At 67.5% G+C, this 20,915-nt stretch carries 24 protein-coding genes; 4 read left to right on the top strand and 20 right to left on the bottom strand.

All coding sequences use genetic code 11. From position 1 onward, the window contains the following. Positions 1-15 precede the first annotated feature (15 nt). The 10 genes from AB0395_RS43970 to AB0395_RS43925 form a co-directional block, all read right to left on the bottom strand. A complete protein-coding gene (locus AB0395_RS43970) occupies positions 16-2,331 on the bottom strand; it encodes a hypothetical protein (protein ID WP_366292967.1) in 2,316 nt (771 codons plus the stop codon). A 41-nt stretch (positions 2,332-2,372) separates the two neighbouring features. Further along, a complete protein-coding gene (locus tag AB0395_RS43965) occupies positions 2,373-4,097 on the bottom strand; it encodes a hypothetical protein (protein WP_366292964.1) in 1,725 nt (574 codons plus the stop codon). Continuing rightward, positions 4,094-4,342, bottom strand: coding sequence for a hypothetical protein (locus AB0395_RS43960; protein ID WP_366292962.1), 249 nt, complete (start codon positions 4,340-4,342; stop codon positions 4,094-4,096). Before AB0395_RS43960 ends, AB0395_RS43965 begins: the two co-directional genes overlap by 4 nt. Next, on the bottom strand, positions 4,339-4,635 hold the full coding sequence (locus AB0395_RS43955; RefSeq protein WP_366292959.1) for a hypothetical protein: 297 nt from the start codon (positions 4,633-4,635) through the stop codon (positions 4,339-4,341). Before AB0395_RS43955 ends, AB0395_RS43960 begins: the two co-directional genes overlap by 4 nt. After that, on the bottom strand, positions 4,635-5,657 hold the full coding sequence (locus AB0395_RS43950; RefSeq protein ID WP_366292956.1) for a hypothetical protein: 1,023 nt from the start codon (positions 5,655-5,657) through the stop codon (positions 4,635-4,637). Before AB0395_RS43950 ends, AB0395_RS43955 begins: the two co-directional genes overlap by 1 nt. Further along, the gene (locus tag AB0395_RS43945) at positions 5,657-5,875 is read right to left on the bottom strand and encodes a hypothetical protein (RefSeq protein WP_366292953.1); all 219 of its coding nucleotides are present in this window, start codon (positions 5,873-5,875) and stop codon (positions 5,657-5,659) included. The genes AB0395_RS43950 and AB0395_RS43945 overlap by 1 nt, the downstream gene beginning before the upstream one ends. Positions 5,876-6,059: 184 nt before the next feature. Next, the gene (locus AB0395_RS43940; protein ID WP_366292950.1) at positions 6,060-6,200 is read right to left on the bottom strand and encodes a hypothetical protein; all 141 of its coding nucleotides are present in this window, start codon (positions 6,198-6,200) and stop codon (positions 6,060-6,062) included. Further along, positions 6,200-6,574: a WhiB family transcriptional regulator gene (locus AB0395_RS43935; protein ID WP_366292947.1), complete on the bottom strand. Its 375-nt coding sequence runs from the start codon at positions 6,572-6,574 to the stop codon at positions 6,200-6,202. The genes AB0395_RS43940 and AB0395_RS43935 overlap by 1 nt, the downstream gene beginning before the upstream one ends. Next, complete coding sequence (locus tag AB0395_RS43930) at positions 6,571-7,146, bottom strand: hypothetical protein (RefSeq protein ID WP_366292944.1); 576 nt, start codon at positions 7,144-7,146, stop codon at positions 6,571-6,573. The genes AB0395_RS43935 and AB0395_RS43930 overlap by 4 nt, the downstream gene beginning before the upstream one ends. Beyond that, positions 7,143-7,286, bottom strand: a complete 144-nt coding sequence (locus AB0395_RS43925) for a hypothetical protein (protein ID WP_366292941.1) — start codon at positions 7,284-7,286, stop codon at positions 7,143-7,145. The genes AB0395_RS43930 and AB0395_RS43925 overlap by 4 nt, the downstream gene beginning before the upstream one ends. Before the next feature lie 254 nt (positions 7,287-7,540). Here AB0395_RS43925 and AB0395_RS43920 point away from each other — a divergent pair, with 254 nt between their 5' ends. From AB0395_RS43920 to AB0395_RS43910, 3 genes are all read left to right on the top strand, one after another. Continuing rightward, positions 7,541-8,389 carry a winged helix-turn-helix domain-containing protein gene (locus AB0395_RS43920; protein ID WP_366292938.1) on the top strand — a complete coding sequence of 283 codons (849 nt, stop codon included), beginning with the start codon at positions 7,541-7,543 and terminating at the stop codon, positions 8,387-8,389. Continuing rightward, on the top strand, positions 8,386-9,063 hold the full coding sequence (locus AB0395_RS43915) for an HAD-IA family hydrolase (RefSeq protein ID WP_366292935.1): 678 nt from the start codon (positions 8,386-8,388) through the stop codon (positions 9,061-9,063). The genes AB0395_RS43920 and AB0395_RS43915 overlap by 4 nt, the downstream gene beginning before the upstream one ends. A gap of 104 nt (positions 9,064-9,167) precedes the next feature. After that, positions 9,168-11,276: a CHAT domain-containing protein gene (locus AB0395_RS43910; protein ID WP_366292932.1), complete on the top strand. Its 2,109-nt coding sequence runs from the start codon at positions 9,168-9,170 to the stop codon at positions 11,274-11,276. A 465-nt stretch (positions 11,277-11,741) separates the two neighbouring features. Here AB0395_RS43910 and AB0395_RS43905 read toward each other — a convergent pair whose 3' ends face one another. From AB0395_RS43905 to AB0395_RS43860, 10 genes are all read right to left on the bottom strand, one after another. Then, entirely contained in the window at positions 11,742-13,106 is a 1,365-nt protein-coding gene (locus AB0395_RS43905; RefSeq protein ID WP_366292929.1) for a tyrosine-type recombinase/integrase, read from the bottom strand. Beyond that, positions 13,103-13,300, bottom strand: a complete 198-nt coding sequence (locus tag AB0395_RS43900; protein WP_229855691.1) for a helix-turn-helix domain-containing protein — start codon at positions 13,298-13,300, stop codon at positions 13,103-13,105. The genes AB0395_RS43905 and AB0395_RS43900 overlap by 4 nt, the downstream gene beginning before the upstream one ends. Continuing rightward, positions 13,297-15,072 carry a replication initiator gene (locus AB0395_RS43895; RefSeq protein ID WP_366292926.1) on the bottom strand — a complete coding sequence of 592 codons (1,776 nt, stop codon included), beginning with the start codon at positions 15,070-15,072 and terminating at the stop codon, positions 13,297-13,299. Before AB0395_RS43895 ends, AB0395_RS43900 begins: the two co-directional genes overlap by 4 nt. Continuing rightward, complete coding sequence (locus AB0395_RS43890) at positions 15,069-15,251, bottom strand: hypothetical protein (RefSeq protein ID WP_366292923.1); 183 nt, start codon at positions 15,249-15,251, stop codon at positions 15,069-15,071. The genes AB0395_RS43895 and AB0395_RS43890 overlap by 4 nt, the downstream gene beginning before the upstream one ends. Continuing rightward, positions 15,251-16,690 carry an FtsK/SpoIIIE domain-containing protein gene (locus tag AB0395_RS43885; protein WP_366292920.1) on the bottom strand — a complete coding sequence of 480 codons (1,440 nt, stop codon included), beginning with the start codon at positions 16,688-16,690 and terminating at the stop codon, positions 15,251-15,253. The genes AB0395_RS43890 and AB0395_RS43885 overlap by 1 nt, the downstream gene beginning before the upstream one ends. Before the next feature lie 90 nt (positions 16,691-16,780). Next, entirely contained in the window at positions 16,781-17,110 is a 330-nt protein-coding gene (locus AB0395_RS43880) for a hypothetical protein (RefSeq protein WP_366292917.1), read from the bottom strand. Then, on the bottom strand, positions 17,107-17,589 hold the full coding sequence (locus AB0395_RS43875; RefSeq protein ID WP_366292915.1) for a plasmid replication, integration and excision activator: 483 nt from the start codon (positions 17,587-17,589) through the stop codon (positions 17,107-17,109). Before AB0395_RS43875 ends, AB0395_RS43880 begins: the two co-directional genes overlap by 4 nt. 145 nt (positions 17,590-17,734) lie before the next feature. After that, positions 17,735-18,466 (bottom strand): GntR family transcriptional regulator, encoded by a 732-nt coding sequence (locus AB0395_RS43870; RefSeq protein ID WP_366292914.1) that lies wholly within the window; start codon positions 18,464-18,466, stop codon positions 17,735-17,737. 203 nt (positions 18,467-18,669) lie between these two features. After that, complete coding sequence (locus tag AB0395_RS43865) at positions 18,670-18,897, bottom strand: hypothetical protein (RefSeq protein ID WP_366292911.1); 228 nt, start codon at positions 18,895-18,897, stop codon at positions 18,670-18,672. Positions 18,898-18,950: 53 nt separating this feature from the next. After that, positions 18,951-19,325, bottom strand: a complete 375-nt coding sequence (locus AB0395_RS43860; protein WP_366292909.1) for a hypothetical protein — start codon at positions 19,323-19,325, stop codon at positions 18,951-18,953. A 322-nt stretch (positions 19,326-19,647) separates the two neighbouring features. Here AB0395_RS43860 and AB0395_RS43855 point away from each other — a divergent pair. Next, positions 19,648-20,915, top strand: a 1,268-nt coding sequence (locus AB0395_RS43855; RefSeq protein ID WP_366292907.1) for a helix-turn-helix domain-containing protein, incomplete at its 3' end; no start/stop codon positions are given.

Here is a 20,915-nt window from a genome sequence, read left to right as displayed (position 1 = left end):
GTGTGGCCCACACACCTACGCGGCGGGCCAGGCGGCCACCTCGGGCGGCACGTCCACCTCGCCGCAGCGGATACGCACCGCAGCCGCCTCAAGATGGCTGCGCTCGTACCCGCGGCCTCGCTGGCCGCCCCTGAGGAAGGGCGTGGCCAGCGGGGCGACACTCAGAGGGCGCAGCAGATCGGCCAGCGCCAGGACATCCGGCCGGGTGCCGTCGCCGTCGACGGTGACGATTCTCAGCGCGTCGGCCAGCTCCGCGCTGTGCAGCCGGTCAGCACGCAGTTGATCGAAGACGGCCAGGGCGCGCCGGATGATCTCCGGGAGAGGTCGGTCCGCAGACGGGGCCGGATCGGTGGGGTTGGTGAGGGGGTGCATCTGCTCGGCGTGCAGCATGCGCGGGCGGCGCGGAGCGGGCCAGTCGGCGGCTGAGGCCGTCGAGGCGGCGGGACGGGTGCGGCGCATCAGGGTCATGGGGTCGGCCCAGGTGCTGGCGTCGGCCCCGCCGGGCAGCATGGTCAGGCGCGGGCGCTGTCCCGTCGTGGCCGGGGAGGCCGGAACGAGCGGGCGCGACGGGGCGGGCACCATCGCACCAGGATTGTCCTGCCCCTGTGCCGGGTGCGTCACCGCCGGGTCCCAGACGATCGGCTGGCCTCGGTCATCGGTGATGCCGGGCAGGGTGATCGGGCGGGGCCGGGGCAGACGAGTGCGCTCTTCGGGGGTGGAAAACAGCCACCGCATCCGCTCATACCGGGTCGCGTACGCCTGGCCGGCCACGGCGGCGCTGCCCCGGTCCAGGTCCGGCCGCATCCGGCTGATCACCAGCGAGGCAGGGCGAATGTCGCGGCGGGGCTTCACCCGCAGCGCCTTCCACGGCCGGATCGTGTGCTGATAAGCCAGGCGGACGAATCCCGAGCCGGGTCCGGCCAGGTCCTCAATACTCACCCCCTGGGCCTGCTCATACAGGTACATGATCTCTTTTTGGGTGCAGCCCGCCATAATGATCCGGTTGTGCATCAGCGCCAGCAGATCGGTCGACAAGGTGGTGGAGATCGACCGCAGTGCCGAGATCAGCACCTGGCAGGCCGCCTCGCGGCCCTTGCGGGCGATCGCCTCGATCCGCTCGCGAATCAGCCGCTCGATCGGGTCACGCACGGTCGGGGCCAAAACTTCGGCGCCCTCATCCAGGATCGTGGTGATCTGCGGCACCTCGGCATCGACCGGCATCAGGTCGGTGTCGGCCTCCAGGCGCCGCCGCGAGTAGAGGGTCTTGCGCTCATGGGCGATCCGTACTTCGGCCTCTGCCATCAGCAGCGCCTCCTCGGGACACGGGGTGGCCCAGTCGATCGCGGGACGCTCCACCTCCCCATCCAGCCAGGCCCGCAGCCAGGCCTGGGCGATGCCACCGCCGTTGAGGTCCATGTGCCAGACCAGGTTGTCGGTGCACCGTCCCAGTTCGGCGGTGATGGTGTGCAGGGTGCCGGACTTGCCGCTGCCGGTGGTGCCGACCACGATGGTGCGCGGCTCGCGCACCTGGATCGTCATCGGCTCACCGTTGCGGTATTCGCCGACGGTGATGCCGTCCAGCACCGAGCGGGGGCTGTAGTCGCCGTGGTGGTCGATGTCGGCCGACAGGCGGTCAACGGTGGCCACCTCCATCCACAGCGTGCCGCGCAGCTGCCCCGGCCGCGGCGGCGGGAAGTCAATGCCGCAGCCCTGCGGCAACCTGGCGTCGTTGGCCATGCCCTCGGCGGCGCTCTTCAGCCGGGCCGCGGTCGCCCCGCCCGGCGGCAGCATCACCAGGAAGCTGTAGCCGGTCCGGGTAGGCCACTCGCGCACCTCGGCGATCTCCACCTGAAGGCCGCCGCAGCAGCGCTTGATCCGCTGCATCCAGTCTTCGGCCAGCGCCGCATGACGGCGTGGTACCAGCGCGGTGCTGGGCGTTGCGGTGCTAGGTGTCGCCGGGCGGGGGGTGGCCTTGCCCAGGGAGGTGGTCATCCCGGCGGCCAGGGCGCCGATGCCCAAGGACGCCCAGGCGCCTTGCGACCAGGGGGTGGTGGCCAGGGTGTAGGTCCACCACGCCCCGGCGCTCATCCAGCAGCCCAGCCGATACAGCAGCGCGGCGGGGCCGTGGTTGTGGTGGGCACTGACCAAGACCGTGCCCAGCGCTCCGACGGCGGTGGCTGCGCCGCCCCAGATCGGCGACAGCCCGGTGGCGTCGCCGATCGTGGCCAGGGCGGCCAGAGCCAAAGTGCCCTGCACGGTCGCCGAGACAGGCCCGCGCGGCTGCAAGGACCAGTCCAGGGGCCGGGCGGCGGTCTTCTTGGTCGTGCCCACCAGGGTTCTCCTTTCGCGTCAGGTCGATCGATCCAGCTGGGCTACTGGCGGCCGACGTCCCACATCTGCTCATTGGTGCGCGGCGCTTCCCCGCGGGCCAGGTCGGGGGCGTGCACGGTGCGGAAGACGGTCACGACCTCCTCGGCGACGCCGACCAGGTTGGCCATCTGGGCATACAGCGTGTGCATGGCCTCGCCCACGGCCGGGTCGATCGGGTACTCGCCCGACTGCAGACGCATGGTGTAGGTGCGCAGGGCCAGGGCGACGTTGGCCGGGATCTCGGGAAGCTGGTCCAGCTCGCGGGCCACGGTCCACATGTCCTCAGGTGCGTGCCCGGCGGCGGCGCCGTTCAACTCGGCCGTCGCGGCGGCCAGCGGGTTGTTGCTCATGGCGGTCCTCCTGAAGGTGTGCGATGTGGTGGATGTGGTCGGGGCCGGGCCGGTGGTGGCCTCGGCCGGGTCGGTCGGGGGCGTGGTGGTCTTGCCGGGAGCGGGGTGGCGGGTGAAGTGGATGCGGTAGCCGCACGGGCACTCGACGATGCGCTCGTCGCCCACCCGGGCCACGGTGATCGTGTGCTTTGCCTGGCAGCGGGGACAGGTGACGGTCGCGGTGATGGGCAGTTCGCCCTCGCCACCGTGAACCACGTCAGGGCTTTCGGCCTCGGCCGTCGTGTCGGGAGCAGAGCTCTCGGTCTCGGCCGTCGTTTCGGTGGTGGGTTCGGTGGTCTCGGCGGTGCGGGCGGCCTTGCGGGCCTTGTAGCGGCCGACGATCCAGGCCAGCAGAGCCATCACACCCGCGGTGAGCTGCGCATCCCAGCCGCCCAGGACCGCTGCCCCGCGGCGGCGAGCGGCGCGGAACCCCTTGGCCTCGCGCATCGCCTTCCAGGCCGCCGAGTAGCGGCGTCCGCTCCGCCGGTCCACCCACGCCCCGGCCTTCTTGGCTTGGCGGGCAACCGCCCGGCCGCCCGTGCGGGCCAGGCGCCCGGCGTGGCCGAACGCGCGTCCTGCCGTGCCCTTGGTGGCCTTGTTCGCCCAGGCCGCCGCCCGGCGGGTCTGCTGGGCGGCACCGTCCCCGAGCTGGCGGGCGCGGTGGCCGAAGGCCCGCCCGGCCGCGCGGCTGGCGGCGCCGGCCTTTTGGGCAGCGCGCCGTCCGGCCGTGTCCTTCGGGGCCTTCGGGGTCTTGGTCGCCTTCGTCTTGCCGCCGGACCGGGCGGCACCGCCGCCGCGGCCCACACCTAGGCCGCTTAGCAGGCCGCCGCTTCGGCCGCCCTTGCCCAGCAACGACCGCCTGGCGCCACGCCCTGCGGACCCGCCCGGCTGGCCCCCGGCCCGGCCGCTGGCACGCCCGCCGGAGCGGCCCGAGGAACGGCCACCGCTGAACAACGCACCGGTCAGGCCGGGGCCGATGCGGCGGCCCGGGTGGCTAGCCCGGGATGAGCGCGACTCGCTGGCCTGGCGACGCTGGCGGGGGGTGTTCTTCTGGTAGCGGTGGCGTAGGTAGGCCACGGTGCCGCTCCCGGCCAGCACCGTTCCGCCGATCAGGCCGGGCAGGCCGAGCATCTGGTAGATCGTGCCCAGGACCACGGCCGAGCCGGACAGGCCGCCAGCGGCCAGGTGCGCGGCCGGGATGCCCTCGGGGCGCTCGGTCACCTCCGGCTCGGGGGCGGTCGGCGCGACCGGGGCCAGGGCGAGGGACTCGGTCGGTGTGGCCGAGACGCCGTCGACGTCCTCGACGACGTCGGCGGGAACCTCGGGAGCCTCGTTCATCGGGCACCTCGCTTGGTGGTCCGGCGGGGCCGGGGGGTGGTGGTCTGCAAGGAGGCGGCGACCGTGCGGCGGGCCGCCGCCAGGACCGACAGGCACGACAGGCCGGCGGCCAGCCCGGCCAGCCAGGCCGCCGCCGGGGCGAGCAGGGGTGTCAGGTTCAGCAGCCACCAGGCCAGCGCCGAGACGACCACGGCGCCGAGCAGGGAAGCGCGCATCCCGGCGGGGCGGGGGGAGCGGCGGCTCATCGCGCTTCCCCCGTCAGCTCCGCCGGGTCGAACAGGGCTGTCTGGTTCTCGCACAGGCCGCAGGGCTCCCAGGCCTGGCGGTCGTGGGCGTGCGGGGTGCGGCACTGTTGGGCGGCCGGGATGTGCGGCAGGGACAGGACGTGTTGGTCCAGATCGACCTGTGCCATGCGCCGCGCGGCCTGCTCAACACCGAGATGACCGCAGGTGCAGGCCAGCCAGTAGAGCGCGCCCTGGGCGTCGGCGGAGCGCCGAATCACCGGGCGGTGGCGGACCACGGTCGTTGCCTGGGCCATCACGCACCTCCGCCCAGGGCGTCGCGGACGTCGCGGGCGGTGTCCATGCCGCACCGCAGCGCCCGGCGGATCGCGGCGGCGCTGGGAAAGGCGGGCAGCTGCCCGGTGGCGATCAGCCGTCGCGTCTCGGTGAGAACGGGGGCGAGGTCGGCCGCCTTACCGGCCTTACCGCCGACCTCTTGCGTTGGGCCCTGCGGGGGGACGTTTTCCCTGTACACAAGGCCAGTAAGGGCGCCGGTAAGGCCGGGCCCGGGCAGCGCGGCCAGGATCGCCCACAGGGTCGGCAGCAGCCAGATCCCGGTCACCGCGGCGATCGGCCCGAGGGAGTGAACGACCAGCGGCAGCAGATCGAAACCCTGCCATGTGAGTGCGGGCCAGCAGTTGAGCACGAGCGTCAGGCCAAGTAGCAGCGCCTCGGTCTTGAACAGCTTGCGCCCTTCGGGGCTGGTGCGGTCGACCGGCCGTCCGCGCATCGCGGCGTAGGCCTGCACGGCCACGGCCGCCAGCAGCGGCAGCGACAGGGTCGGCTCCACCCCGAACGCGGCCCACCAGCCCAGCGTGTCGTCCTTGAGGTCGAGGGCCTGGGCGACGGAGGCCTGCACGCCGATGGAGGAGACCGCCAGGGCGATGGTGGCCGCCAACATCACCATGACCGTGCTCACCCGCCGGACCCGGGCGTCAGTCCAGGCCAGCGCGGTCGGGTCCTGGGACAGGGCGTACAGCCGAGCGGCCTCGGCGACCCGGGCACGGCGACGGCGCACCTTACGCGTGTCGACCAGCAGCGGCGCGTCGTCCTCCTGCAGCTCCACCAGGCGGCGGGCCTCAGCGACTCGGGCGCGCAGCTGGCGAACCTGCTCGGTCTCCCCGTCCGGCCTGTCGACCTCGGCGGCCAAGCCGGAGACCGGCGAGAGCAGGCCCGTCGAGGCCGTCGAGGCCGGGTCCTGGTCGGCGACGTAGCGCTCAAGGTCGGCCAGGCCGCGGGCGACCTCGTCCGGATCGGGCATCGGGATCGCGGTGCTCATCAGCCCTTCACCGCCTTGAGCGTCGCGGGCAGGGCGTTGGGCTCAGCGGAGAAGAACATGATGTTGGCGCCCTGCATCTGCGGCACCTGCTTGAGCGCCCAGGCCAGCAGGCCCGCCCGGGTCGAGGTGGCCTCTGCGGTGACGGTGCGGGTGATCGTGGCCTGCTGGAAGCCCGACCCGTACGGCCGGGACAGGGTCAGAATGATCAGGAATTCCATGGCAGGGTCCTCAGCTTCCGAAGGAACGGGCCAGAAAGCGGCAGGGGCGGCAGCCGGACAGGTGCCGTGCGCCGTGGGTGTGGCAGCGCTGGATCGGCGCGTCGGTGCTGCCGCAGCGCGGGCAGTCCGTCGTGCTGTTGTGGCGGCGGTGGCATCCGGTGCACTGGAAACGGGCCATGGCCACTCACATCCAGACCACGTCGTCGGCGGTGCACGGGCAGGCCGACTCGCCCATCTCGTTGACCGGGCAGCCGGAGTCGTAGCCGTCGTGGCAGTCGGCGTCCCAGCAGCACGGGCAGTCCGGGCAGCGGCCGTCGTTGGTCATCACGCCGCCTCGCTCTCGTTGCTCTTGCCGGGCTGGTCGGCGATCAGCCGGGCCGGGGGCAGCAGGTCGGCCATCTGGCCGATCTCGGTGGCGGTCAGTCCGGCCCACACGCCGCTGCCGGGCCGCAAGCGCAGCGCGCGGTTCAGGCACAGCGCCCGGACCGGGCACTCCTCGCACACCTCGCGCGCCACCTGCTCACGGGCGGCCTGTTCCTCGGCCGATTCGGCGGTGAAGGCGTCCGGGCCGGTGTGCAGCTCCGGGTCGGTCCCGCACAGCGCCCCTTCGGCCAGCAGCGGCGACAGGCCCGCGATGATCCGCCGGACCAGCACCAGGGCCGGGTGCGCGACGGGGACGGACAGCAGAGGGGTGGTCATTGGGAGGCCTTTCGCTCGTTGTCGACGGGAAGGGCGGTGGCGGTGGTGGCGATCCAGCGGGCCGCGGCCATGCGCGACGGCAGCCCCTGGACGGTGGCGGTGGCCGGGTCGTAGCCGAGCGCCGCGGTCCACACCAGGCTGCCGCGCTTGCCGCGGGCCTGGGCGATGACGCCCAGCACGTCGGCGGGGGTGCGCGGGGTGGCGGGGGTGGTGGTGACCAGGTAGCCGCACGCGGGGTTGCCGGGCCGCCCCAGCAGGGCCGGGCCGGGGTGCAGCCACAGCCCGGCCGCCTTGACGGCGCTCTGGCCGTAGCCGATCACCCAGGTCGCCATGGACCGCTCGGACACCTCCGCCAGCCGACCGCCGTCTTCAGGCTGCTCGGGGCCGATGACGGCGGTGAGCTCGTGCACGCTGCCGCACGACCAGCACACCGCGCGCATGCCCGCTTGGTAGCTTCCGTTGAACTGGTCACGGCGCATGGTCTGGATCTCCCAGGCCGGACGACGGCACTCGGCGGCGTGCTGGCCGATTGGGCGCCAATCGAAGTAGGCACCGGCCAGGCGCAGGCTCATCGGCCGGCCTTCTGCGTGGAGGTGGCGCCGCCCTGGCAGATGGGGCAGGGGTAGGGGCCGGAGCCGGGGTTCCAGATCTGGCCGTTGCGGCAGTCGGAGGTGCAGTTGGCGGACCTGACAGCCACGAACAGGTGGGACATGATGGGGTTGCTCCGTTCTGGAGAGTGGAGTTGAGGGGCTGTCCTGGTCTTGGCGGATGGGGACAGCCCCGACTTCTCGGGGCTTTGGCGCGGATCGCCGGAAGCCCTTTCGTGCTCTGAGCAGCCCAAAGAAGGCCCCTCTTGTCGTCTCCGCATTTCGCGGCGGCGACATGCTCAACATAGACAACCTGCTTAAGCAGGTCAACAGAGTTGGGAGACTCGGCTGTGTTGGGCATGTGGCTTAGCATTGGTGCATGAGCCTTGACCCGGACGACCCGCGCCCGCCGTATCAGCAGGTCAGTAGCTCTCTGCGGGCTGCGATCCTCACGAAGAGAGAGGGATTCCAGGCTGGCGACAAACTTCCGTCAGGGCCGGAGCTGTCCAAGCACTACGGTGTGGCCCGCGGAACGGTAGATAAGGCTCTTGACCTGCTCAGGAGCGAAGGACTGATCGTCACCCGACAGGGAAGCGGGTCGTTCGTCCGCGAGCGGACAGAGCGACCAGTCGGACTGCGCCCGCACCTGGAGGCCGCGTTCGCCGCGCCACACGTCACCATCGACTTCTCAGGTTTCTCCAGCGAGACGCTCCACAACGCGATGCAGGAGCCACTCGACAAGATTCGCTCAGGCCGTCTGGCCCCTGAGTCGATCAATGTGCGGCTGCTGCTCCCTGACACCTCATCACCGATGGCCGTACCGGTCCTCGTGGACGAGCTGCGCGACGAAGCCGCGCTTCGTGAGCGCGCCCGCACCATCGCACTGACCAACGCTGGCGGCATCAAGCATTCGGTCGAGGTGCTCGCGGAACTCGGGCTCGTCCAGTCGGCGAGTGTTCAGGTGAAGGTGCACAAAGCATCGAGCCTCTTCAAGCTGTACATCTTGAACCGCTCCGAAGCATTTTTCGGGTTCTACCCACTGCGCGAACGGTCTATGACGATCGACAGTGGCACCCACACGTTTTACGACGTCACGGGGAAGGACACCATCCTGTTCCATCATTCCGCAGGACCGGATGACGCATCACTGGGTTCGCAGTACGTGCAGCAGGCCCAGGCCTGGTTTGACAGTGTGTGGACCACCATCGCTTATGAGCGCCAAGCATGAGCGCGCTCCTTTCGGATGTGCTCCGGCCCGCGAGACACGTCCTGGTCGACTTCGATGGCCCCGTGTGTTCGGTTTTCGCGGGGTTTCCCGCAGTAGAAGTTGCTCAGCGCCTTCGCATGGCCCTTCTCACCAAGGGGGAGAAGCTGCCGGCAAGCTGCGAGGACGAGACCGACCCGCTTGCTCTCCTCCGGCACATCAGCATCGAACGGCCGGACCTTATGGCGGAGGCAGACACGGTGCTGACGCGGTTGGAGGAGGAAGCTGTCCAACTCGCCTGCCCGACCCCCGGAGGAGAGGCAGTTCTTCGCGCGTGCGTAGCCTCTGGCCGAACGGTCTGGATGGTGAGCAATAACGCGAGCAGTGCAATCCAGTCGTATCTAAATATGCACAATCTCAGTGATCAGGTGACGGGAGTCTTTGGTCGCGTGCCGGGTGATCCATCGTCGATGAAGCCGAGTCCACGACTTCTACTCGATGCCATGGATGCTGCTGCTGCCAGCCCGACGGAATGCATCTTCATTGGCGATGCTGTACGGGATGTAGAAGCTGGCGATGCTGCCGGTGTGGCCACTATCGGATATGCCAACAAGCCTAGAAAGAATGTTGCGCTGGCTATGGCCGGTGCCGTGGCAGTCGTGGAGTCGATGAAGATCATCGCGGAAGCTTTGAGTTGAGTGTGCTGTGACTCTCCGGCCGGTCGCGTCAGCACCGCTCGGAAGATAGCTTGAGCGACCTAAATAGCATGCATCGCTTCCGTGCTGGCTATATAATCCTTCACATGAAGTTAAGGGAAGCGTTCCCTGGTGCGCATGCAGTTGCTCCCGATATTCCTGCATGGGATATGAATCTGGACTTAACAAGTCCACGTGGCATTGATGCTATAACGGATCACCTGTGCGAAGTGATATCCGTTGCCTATCAAGCTGGCATGGTCAAGTTTGATGCCTGCGCTTCCCTGATCATCAAAGAGGTCATGCATCTCGCTCAGCAACATACCGAAGGGGACTTGCTGCCAGGTATCTTTACGTTAAAGCTCGCTGTGGCATCCACTATGGCTACCCATTGGAATGGTGCTGGAAATCCAGAACGTGCGTGGCATTGGACAGCCCTTGCTTTAGGTTCCCTGGACGCCAACGAGAAAGAGGCAACAGTCTTCCCGGAAATCGTGGCGGCACTAGCTGGTTCGGCTACTACGGCTCCCGTGGCGATTCCGGCACTACTGGAAATTACTGAAACGTTATATTATCTCGCATGGTCGCGAGGATATCATAGAGAATTTGCCGTTTCGCTTCATGGCATTTTATGGCCAATCTGCAAGCAGATGATGGATTTCGGTGATGTTGCTGTTCCGGCAGCAATACAACTGGCTGGCTGGCAGGCCATTAATGGCCACAAGAAGGAAGCGGGGGAGCTAGTCGCGATTCTTGAGCGTAAGCTATACGATGATCCTTCTGGCCATATGGCGACAAGAATTGCAGCATGTCTTACCACGCGAATCTCTACTCTCAGTAGTCGCAATGCGGTTGAGCACGCGGAGTGGGCGCTAGCGAATGTGCCTAACATCCCCCCGCGCGAGCGAATCACTTTGCTTGCTGCACACAGGCCTGGCGATGTTGATTCAATCGTTGAACGGCTGGGGGATATACGAGCCACTCTCCAGGAGATGGTCAGAGATCTATCTGAATTCCAGCCAGATCGGTTGGAACGCTCTCATCTATTGACTCAGGCATTCAATACCATCAGCCCTATCGTGTATCCTTTATTGAGTCAAGGATACGTGAAGGAAGCGCAGCTGTTGCTTGCTGAGTGGAGAGGTGTGGGTCCGGATAATAGTAGAGTATCTCCGTCGGCCTTCGTGGTTCCGACCGAAACGGGAGCTCAACTTTCTATGCCCGGAGCTCCGATGTGCTCACTCTCTTCTGTAACGCTAAATCGCCTTACTCTAGCGATAAATTTCGCGTTTGGGAGTGCGCTTGCAGATCAACAGGATCAAACTTTCACCTTGGATTCACCTGCTGTTGGGCGTGTAAATCACTCGTCTGCTCAAGAGTTCCAGGAAGCGGTTTACGAATACGTACGGCCAGATTTGATCGCCGAAAAGCTGTCATTCTCTCCACAGTCAAAGGCAATTGTTAGCTTAGTCTCGCCCCGAGTTCCGCTCCAGGCACTGATAGCGAAACAGGGAGGGGCGGTGCTACCTATATCGGTAAGCAATACCGAACCGTCGCAAGACAGATATCCTAGTCGAATACAGTTTTGGTGCGGGGATGTACATCTCGCCGAAACAGAATTGGAAATGGTTAGCCACGTTCTAGGATGGACCGGAGAAGTAGACATAGTTCGTGGCGATTCTATCAGTCGTGACAATTTTCTCGAATCATACATGAGTGACACGTATGATATTATATGGGTGGCAAGCCATGGGGGGCAGCCGCACTATAAGCCAATGGAGGCATCTCTATACCTGTCGGATGGTGTAACTGTCGCGCTCCGAGATCTCGTGAATGTCGATAAGGCTTTCAGTAATGAGCGTCGGCTCCTCGTATTGAACACATGCGACAGTGGGGCTGCTGCGCATTATGGCGTTCTGGCAGAAGTGGGATTAGCGCATTGGTTGGCCAGGAGCGATCAGGCTGTTATCGCAAATCTCTGGCCGGTCAGCACTTATTCTGCGTGTATATTTGGCGGCCTACTTGCTGCGGGGATCGCTGGAGGTCAAAGCTATTTTGATTCATTTAGCTGGGCTCTAGAGTTAATTGGAAAAGGGCGCGAAGAGATTGCTGATGCTATCTCTGGTTTCGGTCCACCAATATCTTTCACGGATGTATTGCATGAGTTTAGCGATCCAACCATTCTTCAGTGGGGGGCTCCCGCATTTTTCGAATAAGCAGAATAAGTCGTATGGGTGGGGTCGAGCTGCCTTCGAACCTAAGATGTGGATTAGTGACGGTGGATTGCCTGATGCTGCATGCCGGGTTGCTCCCCTTCTCGATACGGTGCCGAATACATGCCGAAACTTTTGTCGGGAAGAGCGTTCCTGCTGGTCAGAACGTTTTCGCGGTGGGACTGTAAAACCGTCGGCTCAGCCTACGCAGGTTCAAGTCCTGCACCTGCCACCAGCCAAAACGGCAGCTCAGAGCCCCGCGAGGGGCTCTTTTGCTTTTCCGGGACATGCAGTTGTACGCGGCCAGGAGCAGCCGCATGTCACCGCTCCACCAATATACGTGCAATGATCTTGGAGGCGTTTCTCCAGGTGGAGCCGGGGTTTCCGGGCGGTACGGGGGCGGGAATCGGCCCCCGGAACGCCAAAGGACCCTGGGGTCTCCAGGGTCCTGGTCGTACGGCACACACCTCACGCGGCCAGTGCGTCGTCTATCCGTCGGTTGGCCACGTCCTTCTGCCCGTCGAGACACTTGGCGTAGACCCGTAGCAGGACGTCCACGCTGTGCCCGGCGCGCTCGGCCACCTCGGGAGCGGGGACACCGGCGTTGAGCCACAGGGACACCGCCGCGTGTCTCAGGTCGTATGGCCTGCGCGCCAGGGGAGAGGCCACCTGGGCAGGAGTGAGAGCAAGCTTCCTGGCCTCTTGCCAGACCTCGGTGTAGGCCGTCGAGGCGACCACCCCGCCGCGCTCACTCCGGAAGAGCCGCCCATCCTGCCCGGTGCCGTACTCGGCGATGTGCTCCCGGAGGATCTCGACCAGCGTCGGCGGGATCGGCACCGGCCGTACGTCGTCCCGGCCTCGGTGCTTGAGCCCTCGCTCCTCGTGCGCGTCTCCGCTGTCGGTCCACCGCGTGTTGACCTCGGGACGGGAGACGTTGACCGTCAGCCGCCCCCAGCCCTTGAGCGGAAGGTGGCAGTCCTGCACTCGCAGGCCGATCGCCTCGGCCGGACGCAGGGCCGCGTAGTACATGCAGGCGAACAGCGCCATGAGTCGCCGGCCCCGGCCACGACCGCCCACGTGGCTGAGCATGCTCAAGAGTTCCTGAGCCTGCCGCGGATTGACCGCCACACGAGGGTCGACGGTCTCGGTGGTCTTCGGCGGTTTCCACTTGACCTTGTGCAGCGGGTTGGAGTTCAGCTCCTCCAGCTCCACCGCGTACTCAAGGACGGCATGGAAGACGGCCCGCTTGCGGGCGATCGTGTTCGGAGCCGCTGCCTTGCCGTCGAGGCGGAGGGCGAGCGCGTCGAGGGCCAGCCGTACCGTCCTGGCCTCGTTCAGGGCCGCCAGATCGAGCGACGCCGACCGGAGCCAGCGGACTGCCTGTGCTAACTCCGGGGGAGTAGCCGGCCTTTTGCTCTCCGGGAGAAGGAGGTGCTTGCGAAGAGCCGTCCGCAGGTCTTCGGCGTCGGGACGGCCGGGGCGGTCCTTGGTCAGCACGGGAAGGATCGTCGCGAGCGCGTCGGACATACCGTCCCTGGTCTTGGCCGCCGCGTGGGGCCACTTCATCTCGATGAAGGCCGTGACGAACTCAAGGACGGTCCGGGCGTCCTTGGCCTTGATCATTGACTGGGGGAGACCCGTCTCGACCTCGAACGCCTCACCCCGCTTGGCCGCCTGCCGCAGGTCCGACAGGAAGCTCTCGGCGAGGGCCTTGGTCCGGTAGGTCTTCGACGAGCGCTTCCGAGCGACCGACCAGCGCACGACGTAGGACGGCGTCTTGCTCGACTTGTTCCGGCTGATCTCGAAGAACTTGACGTCGTACGAGAGGTTCACGCCGCCTCCCGGAGGGTCTCAAGCCACGCCTCGAACTCGCTGCGGTAGAGGCGGATCTCGTCGTTGGGCAGCCGCAGGCCACGAGGGAACTTGCCGATCTCCCGCCACCGGTAGAGGGTTCGGGCGGACACACCGCCGAGCCGGTCGAGGATCTCGGGGACGGTCATCAACTTGTCGTCGTCTCTCTTCTTCACGCCGCCTCCCTCAATGCCGTGGTTGCCGAAAGATCAGGGGCGGGTCTGCCGTCGGCTCTGGCCCGTAGTTCGTCGAGCCGGGCGCGGGTGTGTTGCCGGTTGGCCACGCCGCGCAGCAGTCGCACCGGCAACGGGGTCCGGGTGGGGTCCTTGGTTGAGACGGGTCGCCAGACGTAGCGGTGCGGGTCGGTGGCGGTGGTGTCGTCGGGCAGGCCGAGCATGTCGAGGACCCAGGCGCGGCGGTCGGCTTTGTGGTCGCGGAGGGTCTTGTTGGACCATTTGCGGGAGACCAGGACGCGGCGTCCGGCGTAGCCGAGGTGTTCGGCCTTGTGCGCCTTGGAACGACACCGGCCCGGCAACATGTCTGCCTTGGCGTTCTTGGGCTGGATGCCGTAGCGCAGCCAGTTCGCACACGTCGGCGAGCAGGGCTCGTAGCGCAGCGCCTCGACCAGGCGGGCCGCGTGGTCCCGGCGGGCCTGGTTGATCGCGGCGCGGGCAGCCGACGCGACCGGGACCTCGTCGCCCTGGTTGTCTTCGTCGGGGTCGAGGTCGAGGGTGTCGCCCAGGCTCTTGGTGAGGTACTTGGTCAGGTAGCCGATGCGCTTGTGGGCGTCCGGCGATCCGGCCAGGAGGCCCTGCACGTCGACCTGAGCGCCGAAGCGCACCACGTGCAGCGGTTCGGCCTCATCGTCAGTGTCGAGCCGGTCAAGCGCCTGCTCCCAGGTGGGCAGCAACTCGCCGGTGGTGGGGTCGAGGTAGTCGCCGGCCTGTCCGTCCGGGTACGGCTCGGCCTGCTCGGATCGCTCGGTCCAGACCGGTAGATGGTCGCCCTCGAAGCGGACTTCATCCGCCTGTGGCCACCACACCTGGTGGTAGGTGGCGGCGGCGATCTGCTTGATTTCCGCGCGGGGCAGGGTCCCGCGGATCGCCATGTGCAGGTGTGGCGCAAACCGTTTCTGCGGTTCTACGGTGGCGAAGTACTGCACGTCGTACCCGGCGACCCGGCGCAGGTTCTGCACGAACCGGTCGACCAGCTTGGAGAAGTGCAGCGCATCGCGGGCTGCCGCCGCGTAGTCGTAGCTGGCCGGGTCGGCGGGCACTCCCTCACCAGGGCGGATCTTGCCGTAGGAGGGCAGGGTGAGGGTGACGAACAGCGAGGGCCGGAACACCGTGCCGTCGGGGGCGGTGAAGGTTCGCCCGAGAGTGGTGTTCTGCCGGGCGCGTCGGGGCAGGTCCGGGGCGTCCTGGCGGCGCCGGGTGGAGCGGGAGCGGCGGGGAGTGGTCCGGCCGCCGGTGACATTGCCGCGCATTCCGGCGGCGTTGACCTCGGCGTCGATGCCCGTGATCGCCTCGTCCCAGTCGGCGGTGTTCTGGCCGTCGCGTTCGGCGGCATCGCGCTTGGCCTGGACGTCGGCGCGGAACTCGATCAGCCAGCGCTGATCGGCGGTGCTGGGGTGGGGTTCGGCGATGGGTTCGGCATCCAGGTGCCAGCCCTCGCGGCACTGGGCTTTGCGGAGCTGCTTGTTGCGCTGGGCGCACGGTGGGCACTTGGCCTCGTTGGTGGTGCCGCAGGGGATGTCGAAGGGTTCGCTGGTGCCGGTGTGGGTGTCGAAGCGGCGCAGTTCGATGGGGCGGATGCAGACGCCGTTGAGTTTGGCGACCTCCACGGCGACGTCGAGGGCCAGGGGGAGGGTGTCGCGGACGGTGCGGTGAAGGGTGCGGTCGGCTCCGTTGGGGGGTGCGGGGGCGGACGGGTGGATGGTGTGTGTCACCTGACCTCCTTCCAGTGCGGGTCGAGGATGTCGGCGTGCAGCCGGTAGGCGTCGCCGTAGGGGTCTTTGCAGAGCTGGAGGTTGACCAGCACCAGGCGCGGCGGGATCGGGGCGTCGTTCAGGTCGAGCAGCCCGCAGGCGCTCAGTTCGGTCCAGGAGCCGTGGAAGGTGATCTTCATCAGGCCACCTCCGGCAACGGCAGGGTGTCGGTGCTGAAGACCGCGACCATGTTCCGGATGTCGGTGTCGGAGACGTAGGCGGCGCGGGCGCGGATCGGGTCGGGCGAGGTCTCCAGCCGCACGTAGGCGATGCCCGCGCCCTGCTCCGGTCGAGGAGAGATCAGGTCGGCCAGCGCGCCCCGGTCCCGGGCGCCGTCGCCGAGGATCATGTCCACTTGCTCGGACTCGTCGAGGCGGAGGGCGATCTTGTCGGGGAACAGGTTGCGGATGGTCAGCACGTCCTTGCGCGGGTCTTGGAGGGCGGCCAGCACCCCGACACCGACGGCCCGGCCTTGGGTGGTGAGGGTGGCCAGGGCGGCGATGGTCCGGATCCGCAAGCCCTTGTCGGGCTGGTAGGCGGTCAGGAAGGCCACCTCGTCCACGACCACCAGGACGAACGGATCCTCCACGGTGGGGAGGTGGTTGCGTCGGACCCCGGCGAACCGTCCCGCGCGCTCCTGCATGACCTTCACCGCGGCTTCCAGCAGGCCGACGCAGGCCTCTGGGGAGGCGGCGTAGTGGTCGCCGAACAGGTCACGCCCGAAGGACAGCTCCATCAGCTTGGGGTCCAGCGCCCAGATCTCGGCCAGCCCGGTCTGGACGGCGGGCAGCAGCCCGCGGATCGTCGACCAGATGATGGAGCCCTTGCCCGCCCCGGTGGCTCCCGCGACCAAGACATGAGTGCCATGGACCTTCAGGCGCCAGGGGGTGCCGTCCTCGCACCGGCCGATCTCTACAGGCTTGACCGACGCGGACGCCGGGATCGGTAGGGCGGGCAGTGGGATGGCCAGAGGGTCGCGGCGGGGGAAGGTGAGCAGCAGCCGGCCGGACCGGGTGACGGTGATCCGGCAAGAGGCGGCCCCGAACCCGTGGGCGAGGTGTTCGGTGCGGTTGGCCCAGTCGGTGACGGCCTGGCCGGTGAGGATTTTGACGGTGACCAGGTCGGCCCACGAGGTGCAGGCCACGGCCAGCAGGTGAGGCAGGTAGTCGCGTCCGCCGATGTGGTGGGCCAGGCCGGAGATGGTCATCACGGCGTGCCAGCGCTTCCGGTAGACCCAGACCAGGCGACAGAAGGCCAGCAGCCGCCAGCCGATCAGGTGCAGGAACGAGGCGCGGTGGATCAGCGCCCACAGCGTCGGGACGGCCAGGAGCAGGGTGAGCAGGGCCGCGCTCCACTGCCAGCCGTAGAAGGTCCAGATCACGCCGGGGACGGCAACGACGGCCGAGGCGATCGGGTGCCGCCAGATGAGGCGCACCAGCCCGGCCAGCAGCCGCCAGGCGTAGACGAGCAGGGTGGCCATGACCGGAGTGCGGACCACGGCCGGGCGGAACACCACGGCGGTGTCGGGTGTGGTGGAGACGAGGCGTTGTGCCTCGTCGCCAGGCAGTTTTTTGAACATTAGGCTGGAGACCTCTTCCTTGAATTCGCGTGAGAGGGAGATGTGAGGGGCCGCCGGGAGCTGCAACTTCCAGCGGCCCCGCTTGCGTGATCAGGCCGGGTCGTCGTCCCGGTTGGGTGAGGGTGCGGGAACGATGGCCTGGACGGCGTAGAGCCGCTCGCACTCGTCCCGGTACCGGGTGGCGGCGGTGGCGATCTCGCGGGCCAGGTCCAGGTCGGCGGAGGTGACCGGGCCGCCGCCGGTGGTGGAGATGGACAGCTGGCCTTCGGCGCTGCCGATGCACAGGTAGGGGCGGATGCCCTGGACGGTCAGGGCCATGATCGACAGTTCGGCGGTGTGGAAGGACACCTCGAGCTGGGTGTTGCCGTCGTGGATGGAGGCGGTGACGTAGGTGTAGGGCTGGTAGTCGCGGGTGGTCATGCTGCGATCTCCTTGCTGGTCGTGGTTGCGGTGTTGGTGGTGGCGTTCTTGGCCGAGGCCGACGCCGGGGCGGTGTGCTTGGTGGAGGGGATGGCCGTGGCCGTGCGGGGAGCGCGCATGGCCCGCGCCCGCAGGGAGTAGGCGAGCCGTCCGGTGTCCTGGCCGACGTAGGGGGTGACGGTCATGCCGTCGAACTCGACCGGGGTGAAGGGCAGGCCGGGCAGCGGGGGCGGGGGAACCGGCTGGACCTCGGTGAGGATCTTGACGGTGACCGACTTCTGACTCGCCTTGGCCTCGGGGTCGGCGTCGACCACGGAGACCTGCCAGACCGGCAGTCCGGTGGTCTTGTCCTTGGCGTAGACGACCCGGGTGGCGGTCGAGGCGTCGAAGTCCTTGACCTGCTGGACGTCGCCGACCAGGTAGCAGCCGTGGGGGAAGACCTGGTCGAAGCCGATCGCGATGGGGCCCTGGATGGCCATGGGGCACTACCTCCTCATCATGAGTGGTCAGCCACCTTGACTAACCAAGTTGCTCCACCATTAAGCACGAAGCCCGCTTGGATAGTCAAGTACACCAAGCGGGCTGTGTGAGAAAAGTTGGAGCCACCGGTTGCTGTCGGCCGGGCTACCGGATCGGGTAGGCGTCCTCCAGCTCATGCCGATCGCCGGGAAGGACTGTCTCCACCACGACCCAGGGCTTGCCGGTGGCGTCGCAGGCAACGGCGTACACGCTCAGCAGCGCGGCTGAATCCTCCACGCCCAAGAGCTCTTGCTCCTCGGGGGTGGGGTTGCGGGCGGTGACGTGCTCGATGATGTGATCCAGCGACACTCCGGCCGCGCTCTCCACATACCGCCGCACCCCCTGACGCAGATCGGCCTCCTCGGCCAGGGCCGTACCCGCGCCGACATCTTGAGGGACCCAGGTTGCGGTGATCTCGCTCGGTTCACCGTCGCGCTCGACGAGGATCCGGCGGCCGACGACCAGGGCCTTCGGTTCGATGCCGAGGTAGGCGGCGATGCGGTTGGGTGCCTCGACGGGCCCGGCGGCGAGCAGCTTGCTTGCCGCCTGGGATTCGGCCCGGTCGAGGAGTTCGCGGCCAGTGCGGGGTTGCCGGGCGGTGGGGATGGCGGGGCGGCCTCGGACGAAGCGGCCTTTGCCTTGGTGGGTGACGATCCAGCCTTGGTCGCGGAGCACGCCGAGGGCTTTGACCACGGTGGGGCGGGCCATGCCGAACTCGGCCATGAGGGTGTGTTCGCTGGGCAGCAGGGAGCCCGCCGGGTACTCGCCGGTGTCGATGCGCCGTTCCAGTTCGGCGATCAACTGCGCGTACTTGGGGGGCGTGTACTCAAACGACATTAAAGCCTCGCATTCAACATGCCTGTCTAGCCAAGCAGGCTATCAGTGCAGGTTAAAGAAGCGAAGCCCTTCCCCGGCACAAACCCATCACCCCGTGACCACGACCACCGGATACCGCCGGATAACGGAAGGAGCGCGACGGGATGGGGGTAACGCTCCCCGGACCCCTCCAGAAACGGGGGACCCCATCCCGCCGCGCCGTCCTACCGCGCCTGCCCGCAGAGCAACGCCCTCCAGACGTCATCACCCTGACGAACCGGCCAGCGATAGGTCTCACGCACCAGCCGGGCACCGTTGAAACGGTGCGTGCGGCGAATAAACGCCTGTCCACCGGCATGGCACAGCTCATACACCGTGGAGCGGCAATCACAGCTCCACTCGATCACCCTCACCCGCTCCGCCAGACACTGCGCGCGCCACACCAGCTTCATGTGACCCGGCTGCGGGTTGGCCACATGGGGGCTCAGACACCCCTGAAACGTGATCACTGCGGTGCCCAGCCTTTCGGCACGACCGGTGCGGCGGCCATCCGGCGCAACTCGGCGTACCGGGCCGCCACCCGCTGCGCTGTCCCCGCCGGATTCTCGACCCGGCCGTAGGCATCCCAGCCCAGCCTGTTCCGCGCCGCCCGGCCCAAGGCGTCCCGGCCAGACTTCCACCGAAACACCCGCCCGTCGGTCCACACGACCAGCCCCGACCAGACCGACACCAACGCCAAGCAATGACCGGCGTGCACATCACAGGCGATCCCCAGCCCGGCCAGCTCCCTCTGTAACCGCTGGGCCGCCTCGACCGCACCGATCACCTCATCGGGTCCGCCGCGACCCGGCCCGGCGGGCAGTTGTTCGCGCCTGTCCATCACGCCGCCTCATCCGCCGCCGGGCAGTCCAGGCACGCGACCCGGACCAGTGTTACGGTCTGCCCGTCAAGTTGAAGCGCTATCTCGGCACGACTACGGCGCACCCACCGCCAGCCCCGCCCGTGACAGGTCCGGCACCCCTCATCCGCCGCCCGCGTCGGCTCGTCCTCGGCAATCATGGATTAAGGGTCTTCACCTGCGGTTACATAACCCATCCCGGGGCGGAATCCTCCGCCCGAATAGCTGATATCCCTTGACGGGATAACCGTCGAGCGGCAAGCGTTGTATATCCAGAAGCCCAGGTCACCAAGGGGATAGCCAGATGCCCGCAGATGCGACTGAACCGGTCGTTATCGTGCCGGAGCTATGGCAGCGCCCCGAAATGCTGACAGCTCTCAGAAAACGGGATATCGGCCACCTCTTTCGCCTCATCCGCCAATACAGCGGATTCAGCCAGACCCGCATCGGCGTCGCGGTGAACCTCAGCCAGGGTAAGGTCAGCGAGATCATGAAAGGGAGCGTGCAGGTCACCTCGTTCGAGGTCATCGAACGAGTCGCCGAAGGCCTGCACATGCCCGACGGCGCCCGCCTGGCCCTTGGCCTCGCCCCTGTCCGCTCCGCCGCATTGCAGGCGGTCGACACCGTCTCCCATCCCGCCCCGGTTATCCCGTCTCGGGATGGAATGTCAGCAAGTGGCCTGCTTAGCGTAGAAAGCCCTGTCACTGTTGGCCAGAACCAGAGCGCCGCCCCGTGGGATGTCGACGTTCTGACCCTGGCCTGGATCGTGGGAAGGCTGGACGCTCACGTGGACCGTCGAACAATGCTCCTGCTCGCCGCCGGAATGACCGCCGAAACCGCGGCCGCCATCGCCGACCCCTGGGAGCGCCTGACCCGTGCGCTCACCGGGCCGCAGGTGCTCGACGAGGAGACCGTCGAACGGCTCGAAGCCCGCACCATCGGCTTTCACCGCCTGGAGTTCGTGCTGCCCGCCCGAGCCATCTACCAGGGACTCACCACCCACATCACCGAGCTGAGCAACCTGCTCCAGAACAGTCCGCCCGACCGGCTTCGCCGTCGCCTGGCAGCCACCGCCGGAGAGGCCGCAACCTTGGCCTCCTGGATCGCCTGGGACCTCAAGCAACCCGGCCAGTCTCTCGCCTTCGACCGCGTCGCCGCCCTGGCCGCCAAGGAGAGCGGGCACCCGATCATCCAGGCATGCACCCACGCCTACAAGTCCTACGCCGTCGAAGGCCGCGCCGCCCACGAAGCCGTACAGCGGGCCCAGCAGTTCCTGCCCGCCCAAGGCGACGACGCCACCCGAGCCTGGCTGCTCAGCCGCCAAGCCGAAGAACTCGCAGCCCTCGGCGACCGTCACGCCCTCGACCTGCTTCACCAGGCCGAGGATGCCTACAGCCGAGCCCGGCCCCACCGGGAACGCGCCTGGACCCGCTTCCTCGACCCCGGCCGCATGGCCGCCTTCCAACTGTCCGCCTACCGGTGCTCTGTTGGATCAAGCATCGTGCCGGGTATCACCTATTTAACGCCTATTCGAGCGCTTCGGGGGTGTGCGATGACCGCTCGTGTGCAGGT

The sequence above is a fragment of the Streptosporangium sp. NPDC051023 genome (assembly GCF_040689595.1).
In the GTDB taxonomy this organism is placed as follows: domain Bacteria; phylum Actinomycetota; class Actinomycetes; order Streptosporangiales; family Streptosporangiaceae; genus Streptosporangium.
Note: the sequence above shows the minus strand (reverse complement) of the source record. Positions and strands in the feature narration are given on the sequence as shown.